General features: G+C 60.6%; 21 protein-coding genes. 9 read left to right on the forward strand and 12 right to left on the reverse strand.

Annotation, left to right across the window (positions count from 1 at the left end):
* Positions 1-191, forward strand: a 191-nt coding sequence (locus tag BLL38_RS31555; protein WP_249024857.1) for a hypothetical protein, incomplete at its 5' end; no start/stop codon positions are given.
* A gap of 58 nt (positions 192-249) precedes the next feature.
* A complete protein-coding gene (locus tag BLL38_RS31560) occupies positions 250-408 on the forward strand; it encodes an SMI1/KNR4 family protein (protein WP_236408981.1) in 159 nt (52 codons plus the stop codon).
* Positions 409-562: 154 nt separating this feature from the next.
* Here BLL38_RS31560 and BLL38_RS27375 read toward each other — a convergent pair whose 3' ends face one another.
* The 3 genes from BLL38_RS27375 to BLL38_RS27385 form a co-directional block, all read right to left on the reverse strand.
* Positions 563-838, reverse strand: a complete 276-nt coding sequence (locus BLL38_RS27375) for an HU family DNA-binding protein (protein ID WP_003213368.1) — start codon at positions 836-838, stop codon at positions 563-565.
* 190 nt (positions 839-1028) lie between these two features.
* Entirely contained in the window at positions 1029-2177 is a 1149-nt protein-coding gene (locus BLL38_RS27380; RefSeq protein ID WP_076965072.1) for an NAD(P)/FAD-dependent oxidoreductase, read from the reverse strand.
* A gap of 38 nt (positions 2178-2215) precedes the next feature.
* On the reverse strand, positions 2216-2383 hold the full coding sequence (locus BLL38_RS27385) for a rubredoxin (RefSeq protein ID WP_032856748.1): 168 nt from the start codon (positions 2381-2383) through the stop codon (positions 2216-2218).
* A gap of 196 nt (positions 2384-2579) precedes the next feature.
* Between BLL38_RS27385 and BLL38_RS27390 the strand changes: the two genes are divergently transcribed.
* A complete protein-coding gene (locus BLL38_RS27390; protein ID WP_076965073.1) occupies positions 2580-3143 on the forward strand; it encodes a chorismate--pyruvate lyase family protein in 564 nt (187 codons plus the stop codon).
* Entirely contained in the window at positions 3143-4033 is an 891-nt protein-coding gene (ubiA, locus tag BLL38_RS27395; RefSeq protein WP_076965074.1) for a 4-hydroxybenzoate octaprenyltransferase, read from the forward strand. The genes BLL38_RS27390 and ubiA overlap by 1 nt, the downstream gene beginning before the upstream one ends.
* Positions 4034-4080: 47 nt before the next feature.
* On the opposite strand, the gene BLL38_RS27400 is transcribed toward ubiA, so the two are convergent.
* Positions 4081-4461 (reverse strand): COG4315 family predicted lipoprotein, encoded by a 381-nt coding sequence (locus tag BLL38_RS27400; protein ID WP_076965075.1) that lies wholly within the window; start codon positions 4459-4461, stop codon positions 4081-4083.
* Positions 4462-4613: 152 nt separating this feature from the next.
* Between BLL38_RS27400 and phoB the strand changes: the two genes are divergently transcribed.
* From phoB to BLL38_RS27415, 3 genes are all read left to right on the forward strand, one after another.
* The gene (phoB, locus tag BLL38_RS27405) at positions 4614-5303 is read left to right on the forward strand and encodes a phosphate regulon transcriptional regulator PhoB (RefSeq protein WP_076965076.1); all 690 of its coding nucleotides are present in this window, start codon (positions 4614-4616) and stop codon (positions 5301-5303) included.
* Between the two features lie 81 nt (positions 5304-5384).
* Positions 5385-6671 (forward strand): phosphate regulon sensor histidine kinase PhoR, encoded by a 1287-nt coding sequence (gene phoR / locus BLL38_RS27410; protein ID WP_154220705.1) that lies wholly within the window; start codon positions 5385-5387, stop codon positions 6669-6671.
* Between the two features lie 268 nt (positions 6672-6939).
* Positions 6940-8280 (forward strand): hemolysin family protein, encoded by a 1341-nt coding sequence (locus tag BLL38_RS27415; RefSeq protein ID WP_076965078.1) that lies wholly within the window; start codon positions 6940-6942, stop codon positions 8278-8280.
* Positions 8281-8309: 29 nt separating this feature from the next.
* On the opposite strand, the gene BLL38_RS27420 is transcribed toward BLL38_RS27415, so the two are convergent.
* The 8 genes from BLL38_RS27420 to BLL38_RS27455 all read right to left on the reverse strand — a co-directional run bounded on the left by BLL38_RS27420 (position 8310) and on the right by BLL38_RS27455 (position 17698).
* The gene (locus tag BLL38_RS27420; RefSeq protein ID WP_076965079.1) at positions 8310-8987 is read right to left on the reverse strand and encodes a M23 family metallopeptidase; all 678 of its coding nucleotides are present in this window, start codon (positions 8985-8987) and stop codon (positions 8310-8312) included.
* 65 nt (positions 8988-9052) lie between these two features.
* Positions 9053-9352 carry a helix-turn-helix domain-containing protein gene (locus tag BLL38_RS27425; protein ID WP_076965080.1) on the reverse strand — a complete coding sequence of 100 codons (300 nt, stop codon included), beginning with the start codon at positions 9350-9352 and terminating at the stop codon, positions 9053-9055.
* Between the two features lie 282 nt (positions 9353-9634).
* The gene (locus tag BLL38_RS27430; protein ID WP_076965081.1) at positions 9635-10534 is read right to left on the reverse strand and encodes a response regulator; all 900 of its coding nucleotides are present in this window, start codon (positions 10532-10534) and stop codon (positions 9635-9637) included.
* Positions 10535-10701: 167 nt separating this feature from the next.
* On the reverse strand, positions 10702-11463 hold the full coding sequence (phoU, locus tag BLL38_RS27435) for a phosphate signaling complex protein PhoU (protein WP_076965082.1): 762 nt from the start codon (positions 11461-11463) through the stop codon (positions 10702-10704).
* Positions 11464-11533: 70 nt separating this feature from the next.
* Positions 11534-12367 (reverse strand): phosphate ABC transporter ATP-binding protein PstB, encoded by an 834-nt coding sequence (gene pstB, locus BLL38_RS27440; protein WP_029289934.1) that lies wholly within the window; start codon positions 12365-12367, stop codon positions 11534-11536.
* A gap of 139 nt (positions 12368-12506) precedes the next feature.
* Positions 12507-14177: a phosphate ABC transporter permease PstA gene (gene pstA, locus BLL38_RS27445; RefSeq protein ID WP_076965083.1), complete on the reverse strand. Its 1671-nt coding sequence runs from the start codon at positions 14175-14177 to the stop codon at positions 12507-12509.
* Positions 14178-14192: 15 nt separating this feature from the next.
* The gene (locus BLL38_RS27450; protein WP_076965084.1) at positions 14193-16478 is read right to left on the reverse strand and encodes an ABC transporter permease subunit; all 2286 of its coding nucleotides are present in this window, start codon (positions 16476-16478) and stop codon (positions 14193-14195) included.
* Positions 16479-16711: 233 nt separating this feature from the next.
* Complete coding sequence (locus tag BLL38_RS27455) at positions 16712-17698, reverse strand: phosphate ABC transporter substrate-binding protein PstS (protein ID WP_038444526.1); 987 nt, start codon at positions 17696-17698, stop codon at positions 16712-16714.
* 272 nt (positions 17699-17970) lie between these two features.
* On the opposite strand from BLL38_RS27455, the gene BLL38_RS27460 reads away from it, so the two are divergent.
* Positions 17971-19029, forward strand: coding sequence for a helix-turn-helix domain-containing protein (locus BLL38_RS27460; protein ID WP_076965085.1), 1059 nt, complete (start codon positions 17971-17973; stop codon positions 19027-19029).
* Positions 19026-19526, forward strand: a complete 501-nt coding sequence (locus tag BLL38_RS27465) for a PIN domain-containing protein (protein WP_076965086.1) — start codon at positions 19026-19028, stop codon at positions 19524-19526. The genes BLL38_RS27460 and BLL38_RS27465 overlap by 4 nt, the downstream gene beginning before the upstream one ends.
* The last annotated feature ends 27 nt before the right edge of the window (positions 19527-19553 follow it).

Raw genomic sequence — 19553 nt, forward strand, 5'->3', positions numbered from 1 at the left:
TAAAGATAAACGGCTTTAACCTTGGGATCGGGGCGCATCATGGGCTGGCTCCAGAAAGAAAATCGGGAGCACAGCATCAGGTCGTACTTGGGTCATTTGAAGGTGGGGTTTATGGAGCGCTTACGATTTGTCTGACAGCAATGACGATAATGATTTTTTCTAGGCGGATTTACACCTATCAAATATGGTAATGCACCGATCGAAACGGTCTATAGAGACTTAACTGACGATATTCCATCGTTAAAACAAATGATCCCCTTTGCTTATGACCGGGTGGGTAATTCATTTCTCTTGTCAGTCAAGGAAGATAATTTTGGATATATTTATCTTTACTTGATGGATGAGGAAGAACTGGCGTTCGTTTGCGAATCATTTGAAGAATTCATGACTGAGCTCACAAACGGATAGTAGCGTTGCACTCGCCCGCGTAAACAGGGCCGCACACCGCATGCTGACACGGCTCAACAGTCCCTGATGAGGCGGCCAACAAAAATGGGCACCCAACCCAGTCGGCGTGCCCATTTTTCATACCTCCCCGCCTCCCTTCGAGACGGTGCCGCGCTTACGGGTTGACGCTATCTTTGAGCGACTTGCCCGGCTTGAACGCCACGGTGTTGCTCGCCTTGATTTTCACCGGCTCGCCGGTTTGCGGGTTTTTGCCGGTGCGGGCGCCGCGGTGGCGTTGCAGGAAGGTGCCGAAGCCAACCAGGGTGACGCTGTCCTTGCGGTGCAAGGCGCCAGTGATTTCTTCAAGAACGGCGTTGAGGACGCGGTTGGCCTGTTCTTTGGTCAGGTCTGCTTTTTCTGCAATGGCGGCTGCGAGTTCTGGTTTACGCATAGGTGAAGCCTCTTTGACGGTTTTTTGTTGTTATGTCCGTGCTGCTCTCTGCTGGAGCAGCGCCAAGGCGCCGCAGGCTCTACTCTGCGGCAGACGGGAGTGAGGATGGCATGCCATTGGTGCCTGCGCCAGTCTCGTGGCGACCTTTCTAGTGGGAAAAAGGTGCTTATTCCGACAGAACGACCAGTATTTACGCCAGCAGTGGCGGAAGTTCCTTATTCAAGGCCAGTTTTTCCATGACCGCCGTGCCTGTCAGCGCATAGCCCAGCAGGCGCCCGCTGGGATCGCGGCACAAAGCCTTGATGTCGGCGCCCTGCCCTTCGACGCTCCACACGCCTTCAGTGCCCCGTGGCGGTGGCGAAACCACCAACGGGCACGCCGGGGTTTTCACCGTGACCGGCATCGGCCCGTAGTTGACCGCCGTGGCGTTGCCCGCCAGGGTCTGGGCCAGGGCGCGGGCGCAGCTCATCAGGGGCATGACATACAGCAGGTTCAGGCCATCGACCTCGGCGCAGTCGCCCAGGGCGTAGATATTGGCATGGGAGGTCTTGAGGTGGCGGTCAACCATGATTCCACGGTTGGTTTGCAGGCCGGCCGCAGCCGCCAGGTCCACCCGTGGGCGCAAGCCAATGGCGGAGACCACCAGGTCGCATTCGATCACGGTGCCATCGGACAAGTGGGCTTCCAGGCCTTCAGCCGTGCGTTGCAGGCGGTTGAGCACCGGGCCCAGGTGGAAGCGTGCCCCCAGGCCTTCCAGCCCGGCCTGCACCGCTGCAGCCGCTGCCGGGTGCAGCAGGGTCGGCATGACTTGCTCGCACGGTGCCACCAGGTCGACAGTGTAGCCGCCCAGGATCAGGTCGTTGGCAAACTCACAGCCGATCAGGCCCACGCCCAACAGCAGCACACGGCGCTTGCCGGCTGCGGCGTGGCGAAAGCGCGCGTAGTCTTCCAGGTCGTTGATCGGAAAAATCAGTTCAGCGGCATCGCCCTCGACCGGGACCTGTACCGTCTGGGCGCCCCAGGCCAGAATCAGGTCGCGATAGGCCAGCGCTTCCTCGCCGATCCACAGGCGCTTGTGGCCAGGGTCGATGCCACTGACTCGGGTATGGGTGCGCACCTCGGCCTTGAGTTGCTCGGCCATGGTGCCCGGGGTCGCCATGCTCAGGCCATCGGCATTCTTGTTCTTGCCAAAACCGGTGGAGAGCATGGGCTTGGAGTAGGAACGCCCGTCATCCGCAGTGATCAGCAACAGCGGGGTTTCGCTGTCGAGCTTGCGAAACTCCCGAGCCAGGTTGTAACCGGCCAAGCCTGTACCGATGATCACGACAGGTGCGCTCATTCCATTCTCCTTGTAGTACGTTTCTTAAATTCAGCGAATCAACCGATTTCGATCATTTCAAAATCCATTTTGCCGACGCCGCAGTCCGGGCACAGCCAGTCTTCCGGGACGTCCTGCCACAGGGTGCCGGGGGCGATCCCGTCATCCGGCCATCCGTCCGCTTCGTTGTAGATCAGGCCACAGACTACACATTGCCACTTCTTCATTACTTGCTTCCTCAGGGTCCAGGCGTACTGGCCGACAGTCGATAGATCCAGCATTGCCGTGCGGCTCAGGGCGTTTTGTACTGATCGGGGCGCCCAGATGCAAGCACGTTCGCCCCAATGTCCCGGCGCACCCCGGCAACAATCCAGGCGGCCATGGTAAGCTCGGCGCCTCATTAACTGCCAATAATGACTCCCCGTGCCGCATTCGATTGCTGTTCCCGATGCCTGCCAATGGCTGAACCAGAGCCTTCTGCACCCTTTGCCCGCGCCTCCTACCCTCGACTGGCTGTTCGATGAGGGGTCGCTGACCCGCCGTCTGACACACCTGTCCCACGATGGTTTCAGTGTCACGCCGTTGTACGAAGGCTGGCAGCCCCTGCGAGACGACGAATGCGCCGCCCTCGACCTGCCAGTCGCCAGTATTGGCTGGGTGCGCGAGGTGTATTTGCGCGGTCACGGCCAGGCCTGGGTGTTTGCCCGCAGCGTCGCGGCGCGCAGTGCCTTGCAGGGCGATGGCTTGCATATGGATGAGTTGGGCAGCCGTTCCCTGGGCGAACTGCTGTTTTGTGACCAGGCCTTCACCCGCCAGGCCATCGAAGTCTGCCACTACCCACGCGCCTGGCTGCCGAAGGCGGATCAGGCCAATGGCTTGTGGGCGCGGCGCTCGCGCTTTGATCGCGGCGCGTTGAGCGTCTTGGTGGCAGAGGTGTTCCTGCCGAGCCTGTGGCAAGCCGTGCACCCATCTGCGGAGAACTGCTGATGTACCAGCGCCTGCTCCACTCCCTGAACCGCCTGCACCCACGGGCCTGGGACTTCGTACAACTGACGCGGATGGACAAGCCCATCGGCATCTATCTGCTGCTGTGGCCCACCTTGTGGGCACTATGGATTGCCGGCAAGGGCTCGCCGTCGTTGAGCAATATCGTGATTTTTGTCCTCGGCGTGACCCTGACCCGGGCCGCCGGTTGCGTGATCAATGACTGGGCGGACCGCAAGGTCGACGGTCATGTGAAGCGTACCGCGCAACGCCCGTTGGCGAGCGGCAAGATCAGCTCCAAAGAGGCCCTGGTGTTCTTTGCGGTGCTGATGGCCATCAGTTTCCTGCTGGTGCTGCTGACCAACGCCGCCACCATCTGGCTGTCCCTGGGCGGCCTGGCGCTGGCGGTCAGTTACCCCTTCATGAAGCGCTACACCTATTACCCGCAGGTGGTGCTGGGCGCGGCGTTTTCCTGGGGCATACCCATGACGTTTACCGCCGAGACCGGCAGCCTGCCGGCCATTGCGTGGTTGCTGTATATCGCCAACCTGCTGTGGACGGTGGCCTACGACACCTATTACGCGATGACCGACCGCGATGACGATTTGAAAATCGGCGTCAAATCCACCGCAATCCTGTTTGGCGATGCCGACCGGATCATCATCCTTACCTTGCAGGGGTTGGCGCTGCTGTGCCTGCTGCTGGCGGGCTCGCGCTTTGAGCTGGGCGGCTGGTTCCACCTAGGGTTGGTGGCAGCTGCGGGTTGCTTTGCCTGGGAGTTCTGGTACACCCGGGATCGGGACCGGATGAAGTGCTTCAAGGCGTTTTTGCACAACCATTGGGCGGGGTTGGCGATTTTTGTCGGGATTGTGGCGGACTACGCCTTTCGATAAGACGGGATGAGAGGGCTTGCCACAACAAGCCCCCACACAGTTGTGGCCTAGGGCTTGGCGACCTTCCAGGCGCCATCCATTTTGCCATCACCCGTCGCAACGCCGCCCTTCTTGTCGGCAATGAAGGTGTACAACGGCTTACCGTCATAAGCCCACTGACTGGTGTTGTCGTCACGGGTGATGACGGTCCACTTGCCCATCGGCTTATCGGTGGACTCGGCCTTCAACGGCGGCCAGTTGGTCGCGCACTTGTCATTGCACATAGACTTGCCGTCGGCATCCTTGGCAAAGGTATAAAGCGCCATGCCCTTGTGGTCCACCAACATCCCGTCTTTAGTCATGGCGGGGTCTGCCGCGACAGCCAGTGCTGGCAGCGTCAACGCCACCGTGACCAGCAGGGCTTTCCAGGAAAAAGTACGTTGACTCATCGGAACCTTCCTTTTGCGGTTGCCAGGATTCGGACCCAAAGCGTAGTTCAGGACCCGGCCGATTGCGCAGGCCAGTAAAATACTGTCACACGACTGCAATAATTCCGTTATCTAATGCGGCGCAAGACAGTTAAATGACAAGAGGACTTAGCATGGTTGGCAGGAGCATTCTGATCGTTGACGACGAAGCGCCCATTCGCGAAATGATCGCCGTTGCGTTGGAAATGGCCGGCTATGACTGCCTGGAGGCAGAGAACTCCCAGCAGGCCCACGCCATTATCGTCGACCGCAAGCCGGACCTGATCCTGCTGGACTGGATGCTGCCCGGCACCTCCGGTATCGAATTGGCCCGACGCCTCAAGCGTGATGAGCTGACCGGGGATATCCCGATCATCATGCTCACCGCCAAGGGCGAAGAGGACAACAAGATCCAGGGCCTGGAAGTCGGTGCCGATGACTACATCACCAAGCCATTTTCCCCACGGGAACTGGTTGCACGCCTGAAGGCCGTATTGCGCCGCGCCGGCCCGACCGATGGCGAGGCCCCGATTGAAGTCGGCGGCCTGGTGCTGGACCCCATCAGCCACCGCGTGACCATCGACGGCACGCCGGCCGAGATGGGCCCCACCGAATACCGCCTGTTGCAGTTTTTCATGACCCACCAGGAGCGCGCCTATACCCGTGGGCAATTACTGGACCAAGTGTGGGGCGGCAACGTGTATGTCGAGGAGCGCACCGTGGACGTGCATATCCGCCGCCTGCGCAAAGCCTTGGGCGATGCCTATGAGAACCTGGTACAAACCGTGCGCGGCACCGGGTATCGGTTTTCAACCAAGGGTTGAGCCAACCCTACCCAGACTTAACAGCCGACAAGGACGCATGTTCAAGTGAACCAAAACTGGCATGGCACCCTGATCCGCCACATGCTCCTGCTGGTCACCGGCTGCCTGTTGGTGGGCCTGATCAGCGGCTATTACGGCTGGAGCCTGGCCATTGGCCTGGGCCTCTACCTGGGCTGGACCCTCAAGCAATTGCTGCGCCTGCACGACTGGCTGCGCCAGCATAAACCCGATGAAGCGCCACCCGACGGCTATGGCCTGTGGGGCGAGGTGTTCGACAGCATCTATCACCTGCAACGCCGCGACCAGCGGGTGCGTGGCCGCCTGCAGGCGGTGATCGACCGGGTCCAGGAGTCGACCGCCGCGCTCAAGGACGCGGTGATCATGCTCGACAGCGACGGCAACCTGGAATGGTGGAACCGCGCCGCCGAGACCCTGCTGGGCCTCAAGACGCCCCAGGACAGCGGCCAGCCGGTGACCAACCTGGTACGCCATCCGCGCTTCAAGGAATACTTCGAGCAGGACAACTACGAGGAAGCCCTGGAAATCCCGTCGCCCACCAATGACCGGGTGCGCATCCAGCTGTACCTCACGCGCTATGGCAACAACGAACACTTGATGCTGGTGCGCGACGTGACCCGCATCCATCAGCTGGAACAGATGCGCAAGGATTTCGTCGCCAACGTCTCCCACGAGTTGCGCACGCCCTTGACGGTGATCTGCGGCTACCTGGAAACGCTGCTGGACAACGTCGAAGAGGTCAACCCGCGCTGGAGCCGTGCCTTGCAGCAGATGCAGCAACAAGGCTCACGCATGCAGACCCTGCTCAACGACCTGCTGCTGCTGGCCAAGCTGGAAGCCACCGACTACCCCTCGGACAACCACCCCGTGGCCGTACAGAGCCTGCTGCAGACCATCAAGAACGATGCCCAGGCCCTGTCCGGCGAGCGCGGCCAGCACATCACCCTGGAAGCCGACCCGACGGTGCTGCTCAAGGGCAGCGAGGGCGAGTTGCGCAGCGCCTTTTCCAACCTGGTGTTCAACGCCGTGAAGTACACCCAGGACAAAGGCACGATCCGCATCCGCTGGTGGGCCGACCAGCAGGGCGCGCACCTGAGCGTGCAGGATTCGGGGATTGGTATCGACAGCAAGCACTTGCCGCGCCTGACCGAGCGTTTCTACCGCGTCGACTCCAGCCGCAACTCCAACACCGGCGGCACCGGGCTGGGCCTGGCGATCGTCAAGCATGTGCTGTTGCGCCACCGGGCCCGCCTGGAAATCAGCAGCGTACTGGGCCACGGCAGCACCTTTACCTGCCACTTTGCGCCGCCCCAGGTCAGCCGTTCGGAAGCCATCGCGGTGAAGGATTAATCTGAAAATACCCACGACTTGATGTAGGACTGGCTTGTGTGGGAGCGGGCTTGCTCGCGATAGCATCACCTCAGAGCACCTGATACACCGAGTTGCCTGCATCGCGAGCAAGCCCGCTCCCACATTGGATTTGTTGCGCCTGCAAGCCCCACCCGGCAGCCGCCACTAGGCAAGCGCCCCGTCAGCCGCTACATTGCCTGACTTGTGCCCGCCCTTGAGGCACTGCCATCACCCCTTTTTGAACACACGGAACCCGCAAAACCCCATCATGGACCCTTCCCCTGGTATCACCCTCGCGACACTCTTCGCCGATTTCGGCATGATTCTTTTTGCACTGATCCTGGTACTGCTCAACGGTTTCTTCGTTGCGGCGGAATTTGCCATGGTCAAACTGCGCGCCACCCGGGTCGAGGCGATCGCCCACACCAATGGCTGGCGCGGGCAGATCCTGCGCACCGTCCACAGCCAGCTCGACGCCTACCTGTCGGCGTGCCAGCTGGGTATCACCCTCGCCTCCCTGGGCCTGGGCTGGGTCGGTGAGCCGGCCTTCGCGCACATCCTGGAGCCGCTGCTGGGCGCCATGGGCGTCGAATCGGCCGAAGTGATCAAGGGCGTGTCGTTCTTTGCCGCCTTCTTCGTGATTTCCTACCTGCACATCGTGGTCGGCGAGCTGGCGCCCAAGTCCTGGGCCATTCGCAAGCCCGAGTTGCTGTCGCTGTGGACGGCGGTGCCGCTGTACCTGTTCTACTGGGCCATGTACCCGGCGATCTACCTGCTCAACGCCAGCGCCAACGCGATCCTGCGCATCGCCGGCCAGGGCGAGCCCGGCCCGCACCACGAGCACCATTACAGCCGCGAAGAACTCAAGCTGATCCTGCACTCCAGCCGTGGCCAGGACCCCAGCGACCAAGGCATGCGCGTGCTGGCCTCGGCCGTGGAAATGGGCGAGCTGGAAGTGGTGGACTGGGCCAACTCCCGGGAAGACCTGGTGACCCTGGATTTCAACGCCCCGCTCAAGGAAATCCTCGCGCTGTTCCGCCGCCACAAATTTAGCCGCTACCCGGTGTACGACGCCGTGCGCGGTGAGTTTGTCGGCCTGCTGCATATCAAGGATTTGCTGCTGGAACTGGCGGCCCTGGACCATATCCCCGAGTCGTTCAACCTGGCCGAGCTGACCCGCCCGCTGGAGCGCGTGTCGCGGCACATGCCGCTGTCGCAATTGCTGGAGCAGTTCCGCAAGGGCGGCGCGCACTTTGCCCTGGTGGAGGAAGCCGACGGCAATATCATCGGCTACCTGACCATGGAAGACGTGCTGGAAGTGCTGGTGGGCGATATCCAGGACGAACACCGCAAGGCCGAACGCGGCATCCTCGCCTACCAGCCGGGCAAGCTGCTGGTGCGTGGCGACACGCCGCTGTTCAAGATCGAGCGCCTGCTGGGCATCGACCTGGACCACATCGAGGCCGAAACCCTCGCCGGCTTGATCTACGACACCCTGAACCGGGTGCCGGAAGAGGAAGAAGTCCTGGAAGTCGAAGGCCTGCGGATCATCATCAAGAAGATGAAAGGCCCGAAAATCGTGCTGGCCAAGGTGCTGATGCTCGACTAAGCCCTTTGTAGGCGTCGGCTTGCCGGCGCCTACAGGCCCGACGCAAAGTTGGGCAAGGCCTGTACCGGCTGCGTGAACTCATACGGAATCGATACCCACCCCGCCCCCGTATCGCGCTGCACCACAAAATGCAGGTGTGGCCCGCTGCTGTTGCCGGTATTGCCCGACAGCGCCAGCGGGCTGCCTACGCCCACCCGTTGCCCGTCCCTGACGCTGACCGAACCCTGCTTGAGGTGCAGATACACGCCCTGGGTGCCGTCATCGTGCAGCACCCGCACAAAGTTGCCCGACGGGTCACTGCCACGTCCCGATTGGCTGTTCTCGGTCTTCACCACCACCCCGCCCCGTGCCGCGATGATCGGCGTGCCCTCGGGCATGGCAATGTCCATGGCGTAGCGGCTCTTGACGTCAGAATGACTGAACGTGCCGCCAGGGCCCTGGGTCAGGCGGAACGGACCGCCGCGCCAGGGCAAGGGATAGCGCTGGAACGGTGCAGGCCGCAGATGACGGGCAGGCTGGGGATCAAGCCCCTGGCGCTTCTGCGGCGCGACCCGGCGCTCCTGGAACACAAACGCCTGGGCGCCGGGGGTCTTCTGGTCACTGAAAAACACCACGCCACGGGCATCGGTGGAACGATAGAGGGTCATGGCCAGGGTCGATGAAGCGACCGTACACAGGCCACAAAACAGCAAAAAACGCACAAGCATGGGAGAAACCTGCCGGGTATGACTGAACGGCAGGCTAGCAAGGGTTCATGACAATGTTGTGTGGGTCAGGCGAGTTGCGCCGAGCAGCAAATATCTACGTCCATATCGGCGGCAGCGGACAAATTGACCAAGGCATCCAGGGAGAACTTGTCGATCTTGCCACTGAGTACATCGTTGAGTCGTGGCTGGCTTATGTGCAGGCGCTGGGCCGCGTCCTTCTGGGACAGCTCCCAACCGCGAATAGTCTTGCACAGCTCCAGCAACAGTTTTGAGCGCAAACGCATGTTCGCGGCCTGCTGGGGGGTGTCTTCCAGGGCATCCCAGACACTGCTGAAACGTTCGGTGTTTAGCGTTTGGGCTGTCACTTAGCCTAACTCCTGCAATCTGGCGCGAGCGGAAACGACTTGAGATCCTTGAGCGAGCTTCCCACAAACACCACATCCTTGTGCCTTGGCATTCACTTCTCCCTTCCTGGAAAGAAAAAGCGTAATCGACGATTCAGCCAACGGCGGTAGTTGTGTGTTGCAAGGCATGGCGGACACTCGATAGCACCGAAGCGCTACCGAAAAATTATATCGGAACCGATATAAATCAAGGCGCACGCCAAGAATCAGACAACTGGTCGATCCACGGCGTTTTTGGGAAGATCACGCACCCGGCACAAAATGCTTCTGCGCCGTACCCCGGGCGATCAGGCGGGAGATGTAGTCGAGCTTCTGCGCATCCTGGTCGACAAAGCGGAAGGTCAGTTGCAGCCAGTCGCTGTCGGGGCGTGGTTCATAGGCGACAATGGCATGCAGGTAGCCATTGAGGCGGGCGGTCTCGGCGTTCTCGCCTTGCTCAAGGTCCAGCACCGCGCTTTCCAGCACCTGGGGCAGGACGTCGCCACGGCGCACCACCAGCAACGCCTCCTTGATGCTCAGGGCCTTGATCACGCATTGCTGGGTGCCACTGGACAGGCGCAACTGGCCCTGGCCCCGACCGCTAGTGGCCGAGGGGGCTGCCGCGGCCTGCACGGGCGGGGTGCTGAGCAAGCCTTTGCTCGGTGCGGCCACTGGGGCCGGCTTGACCGCTTCGGGCTTGCCGCCGGTCAGGGCGCTGAGGGAGTCGTTGCCAAAGGCCGAGTTCATCTTAGTCGGCGCGCTGGCCAGCAAGGCGTCGAGGCGACCGATCTTGTTCAGGGCCTGCTTGACCTTGTTCAGCAACTGTTCGTTGGTGAAAGGCTTGCTGACGTAGCCGGAAACGCCGGCCTGGATGGCCTGGACTACGTTTTCCTTGTCGCCGCGGCTGGTGACCATGACAAACGGCATGGTTTTGAGTTGCGGTTGCTCACGGCACCAGGTCAACAATTCCAGGCCGGACATTTCCGGCATTTCCCAGTCGCACAGCACCATGTCGAAGGTTTCGCGCATCAGGATGGCCTGGGCCTTTTTGCCGTTTACCGCATCTTCAATCCTGATGCCGGGGAAGTAGTTACGCAGGCACTTCTTCACCAGGTCGCGAATAAACGAGGCGTCATCCACCACCAATACACTGACTTTACTCATCGACCCTTCATCCTCTCAAAACCCCGGCAAGCAAAATGCTTAACTGATGGCATCTTGCCAAAAACTCGTCAGTCACGCCGGGACTTTATGGCAGCCCGCAGCGCAAAACTCTACGCCACAAACGCAAACGCCCGACCAGAGGTCGGGCGTTTATTTCTCGGGCAATCTTACTTATCGTCAGATTCTGCCGGAACATTAGGGATTTGATCGGCCGTGCCTTCAACTTCGGCCTTCATGCGCTTGAGGCCCATGTGCCGTACGTCGGTGCCGCGCACCAGGTAAATCACCAATTCCGAGATATTGCGTGCGTGGTCGCCGATCCGTTCCAGGGAGCGCAGCACCCAGATGATGCTCAAGACCCGCGAGATAGAGCGCGGGTCTTCCATCATGTAAGTCGCCAGTTCACGCAGGGCGGTCTTGTACTCGCGGTCGATGATCTTGTCGTACTGGGCCACCGACAACGCCAGGTCGGCGTCGAAGCGCGCAAAGGCATCCAGCGCGTCGCGCACCATGTTGCGCACCTGGTCGCCGATGTGGCGCACTTCGACATAACCGCGCGGCGCTTCGCCTTCTTCGCACAACTGGATGGCGCGACGGGCGATCTTGGTGGCTTCGTCGCCGATACGCTCCAAATCGATCACCGACTTGGAAATGCTGATGATCAAACGCAGGTCGGACGCCGCCGGCTGGCGACGGGCGAGGATGCGCAGGCATTCCTCGTCGATATTGCGTTCCATCTGGTTGATCTGCTCATCGATCTCGCGCACTTGCTGGGCCAGGCCCGAGTCGGCCTCGATCAGCGCGGTCACCGCATCGTTGACTTGCTTCTCCACCAGCCCGCCCATGGCCAGGAGGTGGCTGCGCACTTCCTCAAGCTCGGCGTTGAACTGCGCGGAGATGTGGTGGGTAAGGCCTTCTTTGCTAATCATGTTGGCGTCCTTGGAGCGTCCGGTAAGGTGCGGAGAACCGCAGCGTCAGTGCAATCAGAACCACAGCTTCCTAGCCGTAGCGACCGGTGATGTAGTCTTCGGTCTGCTTCTTCGCCGGATTGGTGAACAGGGTGTCGGTATCGCCGAACTCCACCAGTTTGCCCATGTACATGAACGCGGTGTAGTCGGAAACCCGCGCCGCCTGTTGCATGTTGTGGGTCACGATGACGATGGTGAACTTGGACTTGAGTTCGTAGATCAGTTCTTCGACTTTCAGTGTCGAGATCGGGTCGAGTGCCGAGCAGGGTTCGTCGAGCAGCAGCACTTCCGGCTCCACGGCGATGGTCCGGGCAATCACCAGACGCTGCTGCTGGCCGCCGGACAGGCCGAGGGCCGACTCGTGCAGGCGGTCCTTGACCTCGTCCCACAGCGCCGCGCCTTTAAGGGCCCACTCGACCGCTTCGTCGAGGATGCGCTTTTTGTTGATGCCCTGGATGCGCAGGCCATAGACCACGTTTTCATAGATGGTCTTGGGGAACGGGTTGGGCTTCTGGAACACCATGCCCACCCGGCGACGCAGCTCGGCCACGTCTTCGCCCTTGCGGTAGATGTTGCTGCCGTAGAGGTTGATCGCGCCTTCCACACGGCAACCGTCCACCAGGTCGTTCATGCGGTTGAAGGTGCGCAGCAGCGTGGACTTGCCGCAGCCCGACGGGCCGATAAAGGCGGTCACGCGTTGCTTGGGGATGTTCATGCTGACGTCGAACAGTGCCTGTTTTTCACCGTAGTACAGGCTCAGGCCCGGGACTTCGATGGCCACGGTTTCTTCAGCCAGGCTCAGGCTCTGCTTGTCGCGACCCAGGGCTGACATGTTGATGCCGTGGGAATGGGTTTCATGTTGCATGGGATGCTCCCTGTGCTACCAATTCGTTGTGTGGGAGGGGGCTTGCTCCCGATAGCGGTGTATCAGAAACACATGTGCTGGCTGGCACACCGCTATCGGGAGCAAGCCCCCTCCCACATTTAATCCGCGTTCACTTCAATTAACTGTCCAGTGCCTTGTACTTTTCGCGCAGGTGGTTACGAATCCATACCGCCGACAGGTTCAGCGTGGCGATCACCAGCACCAGCAGGAACGCAGTGGCGTACACCAGCGGGCGGGCGGCCTCGACGTTGGGGCTCTGGAAGCCGACGTCGTAGATATGGAAGCCCAGGTGCATGATCTTCTGGTCCAGGTGCAAGTACGGGTAGTTGCCGTCCAGCGGCAGCGACGGCGCCAGTTTCACCACACCCACCAGCATCAGCGGCGCCACTTCACCGGCGGCGCGGGCCACGGCCAGGATCATGCCGGTCATCATCGCCGGGCTGGCCATGGGCAGGACGATTTTCCACAGCGTTTCCGCCTTGGTCGCACCCAGGGCCAGGGAACCTTCACGCACGGTGCGTGGGATCCGCGCCAGGCCTTCTTCGGTGGCCACGATCACCACCGGCACCGCCAGCAGCGCCAGGGTCAGCGAGGCCCACAACAGGCCCGGCGTACCGAAGGTCGGTGCCGGCAGGGCTTCGGGGAAGAACAGGCGGTCCACCGAACCACCCAGCACGTACACAAAGAAGCCCAGGCCGAACACGCCGTAGACAATCGCCGGGACGCCCGCCAGGTTGTTCACCGCGATACGGATGACACGGGTCAACGTGTTCTGCTTGGCGTATTCACGCAGGTAGACCGCCGCCAGCACGCCGAACGGGGTCACGATCATCGCCATGATCAGGGTCATCATCACGGTGCCGAAGATCGCCGGGAAGATCCCGCCTTCGGTGTTGGCTTCCCGTGGGTCGTCGCTGAGGAACTCCCAGACCTTGCTGACATAGAACCCCATCTTGGTCAGGGTGCCCATGGCGTTCGGCTGGTAGGCGTGCACCACATGGCCGATATTGATCTCAAGCTCTTTGCCGTTGGCATCGCGGGCCGTGAGGCTGTCGCGGTTGAACTGGGCATGCAGGTCGGTCAGGCGCGCCTCGACGGCCTGGTAACGCGCATTCAGCTCGGCGCGCTCGGCATCCATATCGGCCTGGGCGGCGGCGTCGAGCTGGCCGCTGAGTTCCAGTTTGCGGCCGTGCAGGCGGATCCGCTCAAGGCCCGCGTTGATCGCGCCAATATCGCGCTTCTCAAGAGTCTTGAGATCGGCCGCCAGCCTGTTCACCCGCTCAACCCGCGCCTGCAGCTCCGGCCAGGCCGCCTCGCCTTCGGCGATGACCTTGCCGTCCTGCTTGACGTTGACCAGGGTGCCGTAGAAGTTGCCCCACTCACGACGTTCAATGGCCATCAGCTCGGCAGGCGTGGTCTGGTTGGTCAGCCATTCGCCGACGATCCACGTGAAGTCATTGCCGTTCAAGTCACGGTTGCCGACCTTGATCAGCTCGCGGGTCATGAACTCCGGGCCAGCCTCCGGCACTGGCAGGCCTGCGCTTTTCAGGCGCTCGCGTGGCACTTGTTCTTTCTGTACCACTTCGCCGATGACGATGTGGTTGGCCTGGCCCGGCACGTTGTAGTTGGCCTGGATCAGGTCGGCCGGCCAGAAGTGACCCAGGCCACGCACGGCAATCACAGCCAGCAAACCAATGGTCATGATGACCGCGATGGCCACCGCGCCACCGCTGATCCAGACGCCAGGGGCGCCGCTCTTGAACCATCCATTCAGGGAGTTCTGTTTCACAGACTTCTACCTTTCTTAAAGCGACGAGTATTTCTTGCGCAGACGCTGACGGATCAGCTCGGCGAGGGTGTTCATGATGAAGGTGAACAGCAGCAGCACCAGCGCCGAGAGGAACAACACGCGGTAATGACTGCCGCCCACTTCCGACTCGGGCATTTCCACCGCGACGTTGGCTGCCAGGGTGCGCAGGCCTTCAAACAGGTTCATTTCCATGACCGGGGTGTTACCCGTGGCCATCAGCACGATCATGGTCTCGCCCACCGCACGGCCCATACCGATCATCAGCGCCGAGAAAATCCCGGGGCTGGCGGTCAGCAACACCACGCGGGTCATGGTCTGCCATGGCGTGGCGCCCAGGGCCAGGGAGCCCAGGGTCAGGCCACGGGGCACGCTGAACACGGCGTCTTCGGCGATGGAGTAGATGTTCGGGATCACCGCAAAACCCATGGCCAGGCCGACGACCAGGGCGTTGCGCTGGTCATAGGTGATGCCCAGGTCGTGGGAGATCCACATGCGCATGTCGCCACCGAAGAACCAGGTTTCCAGGTACGGGCTCATGTACAGCGAGAGCCAGCCCACAAACAGGATCACCGGGATCAGGATCGCGCTTTCCCAGCCATCTGGCACCCGCAGGCGGATCGACTCAGGCAGGCGGCTGAAGACAAAGCCAGCGACGAGGATGCCAATCGGCAACAGCATCAGCAGGCTGAAAATCCCCGGCAGGTGCCCTTCGACATACGGCGCCAGGAACAGGCCGGCGAAGAAGCCGAGGATCACCGTCGGCATCGCCTCCATCAGCTCGATCACCGGCTTGACCTTGCGGCGCAGGCTCGGGGCCATGAAGTAGGCGGTGTAGATCGCCGCGGCAATGGCCAGGGGGGCGGCCAGCAACATGGCGTAGAACGCGGCCTTGAGCGTACCGAAGGTCAGTGGCGCCAGGCTCATCTTGGGTTCAAAGTCGCTGTTGGCAGCGGTCGATTGCCAGACGTATTTAGGCTCGTCGTAGTTCTCGTACCAGACCTTGCTCCACAACGCGCTCCAGGACACTTCCGGGTGCGGGTTGTCGAGGGTCAAGGGCTGCAGCTTGCCGCCGGCTTCGACGATCACACGGTTGGCCCGTGGCGACATGCCGAAGAGGCCCTGGCTCTCGACCACCGGGTCCACCAGCAGGGTGCGGTGCGCGGTGCTGTGGAACACCCCGAACTGGCCGGCGGCATCCAGGGCAGTAAAGCCTTTGCGCCGCTCTTCCGCGGTGATTTCCACCACCGGCGTGGTGCCCATCTGGAAGGTACGGATCTGCTTGAGGTGTTGCTCGCCATCCGGGTCGCGGGCCATGAACCACTGGGCCAGGCCACCCTTGGAGTCACCGACGATCAGCGAAATACCGCCCACCAGCTGGGTGCTGGCGGTGATTTCGGCGCTGCCATCTTCCAACAATTTGTATCGACCGTTGAGGCTGTTGTCCCGCAGGCTGAACACATCGGCCAGGGCGCGACCGTTGATCACATACAGCCATTGCTGGCGCGGATCGACAAAGATCGCTTTAACAGGCTCGGTCATTTGTGGCAGGTCGATGCGTTTCTGCTCGCTGACCACTTCGCCGGTCATCATGTTTTCTTCGCGGCTCACCGACAGCACGTTCAGGTGCGAGCCGGCGGAACCGGCAACAATCAGCGAGGTGTCGGTGGCATTGAGGGCCACGTGCTCCAGCGGCCGACCGGCTTCATCGAGCACCATCGGCGCTTCGCCGTAAGGGTATTCGATCTCGGGCGAAATGGTCTTCTTGCCGTCCGGGTAGGACACTTTATAAGAGTGGCGGAACACCAGGGACTGGCCATTGGACAGGCCAAGGATCACCAGCGGGCTGCCTGGCTGGTCTTTACCGATGGACACCACGCTGGCGCCGGCCGGCAGGGCCAGGTCGACACGCTTGAGTTCCACGCCGCTGTCGACACTGAAGAACAACGCCTGGCCTTTGTCGGAAACCCGCATGGCGACCTGGTTCTGTTCTTCCAGGGAGATCAGCAACGGCTTGCCGGCATCCTGCATCCAGGCTGGGGTCAGGGCGTCGTCCTTGGTCAGGCTGGCACCCTGGAACAGCGGCGCGACCACATAGGCCAGGAAGAAGAAAATCAGCGTGATAGCGCCGAGGACGGCAAGACCGCCGACCAGTACGTACCAACGGGTCAGGCGGTCCTTGAGCGCGCGGATGCGGCGCTTGCGTTGCAGCTCAGGCGTATTGAAGTCAATGCGCTTGGGAGGAGAAGTCGTCGTCATGGTGGAATTGGCCAGATCATTCATGCGCACACCCTAGCGATCCTGTATGACAGAAAGATGACAATGCAGTGACGCAAAAAATCCGCCGCGTAGCAGAGCTGGCAGCGGACCGAAAAATTAGCGGTGTAGGCCGCTTGTTGTGGAAGCGGGCTGGCCCGCGATGGCATCAACGCGATTTCAATTTAAACCGTGTCGCCAGCATCGCGGGCCAGCCCGCTCCCACACAAGAGCATGCCTCTACACCAGGTAGTGCAGGCTTATTTGCCTTCTTTCAGACCCAGGTCAGCCAGTGCCTTGGCGGCAACTTTGGCTGGCAGTGGGATGTAGCCATCCTTGACGACAACTTCCTGGCCCTGTTTGGACAGAACCAGCTTCACGAACTCGGCTTCCAGCGGGGCCAGAGGCTTGTTCGGGGCTTTGTTGATGTACACGTAGAGGAAGCGCGACAGCGGGTACTTGCCGTTCAGGGCGTTCTCTTCGGTGTCTTCGACGAACTCGCCGCCTTCTTTCTTGGCCAGGGCCACGGTTTTCACGCTGGCGGTCTTGTAGCCGATGCCCGAGTAACCAATGCCGTTCAGCGAAGAGCTGATGGACTGCACGACCGAAGCCGAGCCTGGTTGTTCGTTGACGTTTGGCTTGAAGTCACCTTTGCACAGGGCTTCTTCCTTGAAGTAGCCGTAGGTGCCGGATACCGAGTTACGACCGAACAGTTGCACTGGCTTGTTGGCCAGGTCGCCGGTCACGCCCAGGTCGCCCCAGGTCTTGGCATCAGCCTTGGCGCCGCACAGGCGAGTCGACGAGAACACGGCGTCGACCTGGGCCATGGTCAGGTGCTTGATCGGGTTGTCTTTGTGCACGAACACCGCCAGGGCGTCTACGGCCACCGGGATAGCTGTCGGCTTGTAGCCGTACTTCTGCTCGAAAGCCTGCAGTTCGTTGTCCTTCATCTTGCGGCTCATCGGGCCCAGGTTGGCAGTGCCTTCGGTGAGTGCAGGCGGCGCGGTGGAGGAACCGGCGGCTTGAATCTGGATGTTTACGTTCGGGTATTCTTTCTTGTAGTTCTCGGCCCACAAGGTCATCAGGTTGGCCAGGGTATCGGAACCGACGCTGGACAAGTTGCCCGATACACCAGTGGTCTTGGTATAAGCCGGAATTGCCGGGTCAACACCAGCGGCCACCGCGTGGGCAGTCGCAACGCCAGCAGCGACAAAAGTCATTGCCGCCATCAAACGCTTCAGTTTCATGCCTTACTCCTAGCAGATAGGGATAGTTGGATCGGGGCCAAGTATCGGTAGGCCGTGTGAACACTCTATGTCTGGAATATGACAATTAGATGAAAGGCCAGTATTGAGCGGAAGGTAACCCGGAATTTTCCGACAGATCTTTAGGGTTTCTCTAGGAGCCGTACTCACTAACCTCCGCACGTCGCTGTCAAAGACGCGACGTAACCAGCAGTCTGCCCCAGGTTGACAAAAAACAAGCAAAGCATAGTCTTGTCAACTTAAGGAGACCTCACATGATCAATGACCGAATCCGCCGCGCGAGGTTGTTGCGTGGCATGTCACTGGAGGCACTGGCGCTCAGTCTCGGCGACATCACCAAGCAAGGCCTGAGCAAGTATGAAAAAGGCTTGAGCACTCCGAACTCCCAGCGCCTTCTGCAATTGGCCAAGGCATTGGAGGTGAGCCCGGAGTATTTTTTTCGCCCCGAAGCCCTGCCACTTGCACCGCTGGAGTTCCGCAAACTGGCGAAAATGCCCCAATACCGCCAGGTGCAGGTTGAGGAGCAGATTCGCGAACACCTGGAGCGATACATTGCCCTGGAGGAGTGCTTCGATCCGCTGGATATCCAGACCGCCAGAACTCCACCACAGATGTTGTCCGTTACCTCTATAGAGGAGGCCGAATGGGCGGCCGAGGAGCTGCGCAAATATTGGGGCATCGGCGCAGACCCGATCGCCCATCTGACTGAGCAACTTGAAGAGCACGGTATCAAAGTGGTGATGCTCAATGGCCCGGATGATTTCGACGGTGCCTGTGCCGCGACCCATGGCGGCGAACATGTGCTGATCGCTCTGAACGCCCAAAGACCAGGCGAGCGCATTCGCTTCACTGCTGCTCATGAGTTGGGACACTGGGTCATGCAACTGCCTGATGAGATGCCCGAACGCGATAAAGAAAGCTGCTGCCACCGCTTCGCGGGGGCTTTTCTTTATCCAGCCAAAAGTGTCACTGGAGATTTCGGGAGCCATCAACGCTCACGCGTCCACCCTCGCGAACTATTGATTGCCAAACGCCAGTATGGGCTCTCGATGCAAGCGGCGCTCCGTCGCTTGAAGGACCTCAACCTGCTAGGAGAAAGCGGCTACAAATCCCTGATCATTCAGTTCAGCAGCAATGGCTGGCGTAAGGCAGAACCCGAGCAGCTCCCCTGCAAGCCGCCTCAGCGTTTTGAATCGCTAGTGTTCTGGGGCCTGGCAGAGGGCCTTATCACCAAGTCGCGAGCAGTTGAGTTACTGCGTCGTCCAATAAAGGCTCTGGACCCCAACTTTCTGGGCTCACTGGAGAGTGCATGAGCCTGATCTATATCAGCGATACCAATATCTGGATTGACTTCAGAAACGCGGGATTGCTGGAGCATATGTTCAGGCTGCCATTCACACTCTGCTGTACCGACTTCGTCATGCAGGAGCTTGAGGATTTTCCCCATGATGAACTGCTCGCTCAAGGACTGGTTGTCGAGTCATTTGACGAACACGGTGTGCAAAAGCTCTGGGGACTCAAAATCGAACACAACAACAGTTCCTTGGCTGACGTCTCCTGCTACCTGCTGGCACAGACGACCAAAAGACCCTTGTTAACTGGCGATGGGAAGCTCCGACGCCAGGCTATACGGGACGGGCTGCAAGTGCATGGTGCACTTTGGCTACTCGACCTTATGGTCGAGTATCAAGTGATCAATGTCAGCGATGCAGCAACGGCACTGGACACGATGCTGGAGGGAGGCGCTCGCTTGCCCGTATCAGAATGCCAGGCAAGACTTGCCACCTGGCGCCTACATAAAATCCGATGAGCACATCCGTGTGCATCCTTTACTCCC

The sequence above is a fragment of the Pseudomonas gessardii genome, from assembly GCF_001983165.1.
Classification (GTDB): Bacteria; Pseudomonadota; Gammaproteobacteria; order Pseudomonadales; family Pseudomonadaceae; genus Aquipseudomonas; species Aquipseudomonas gessardii.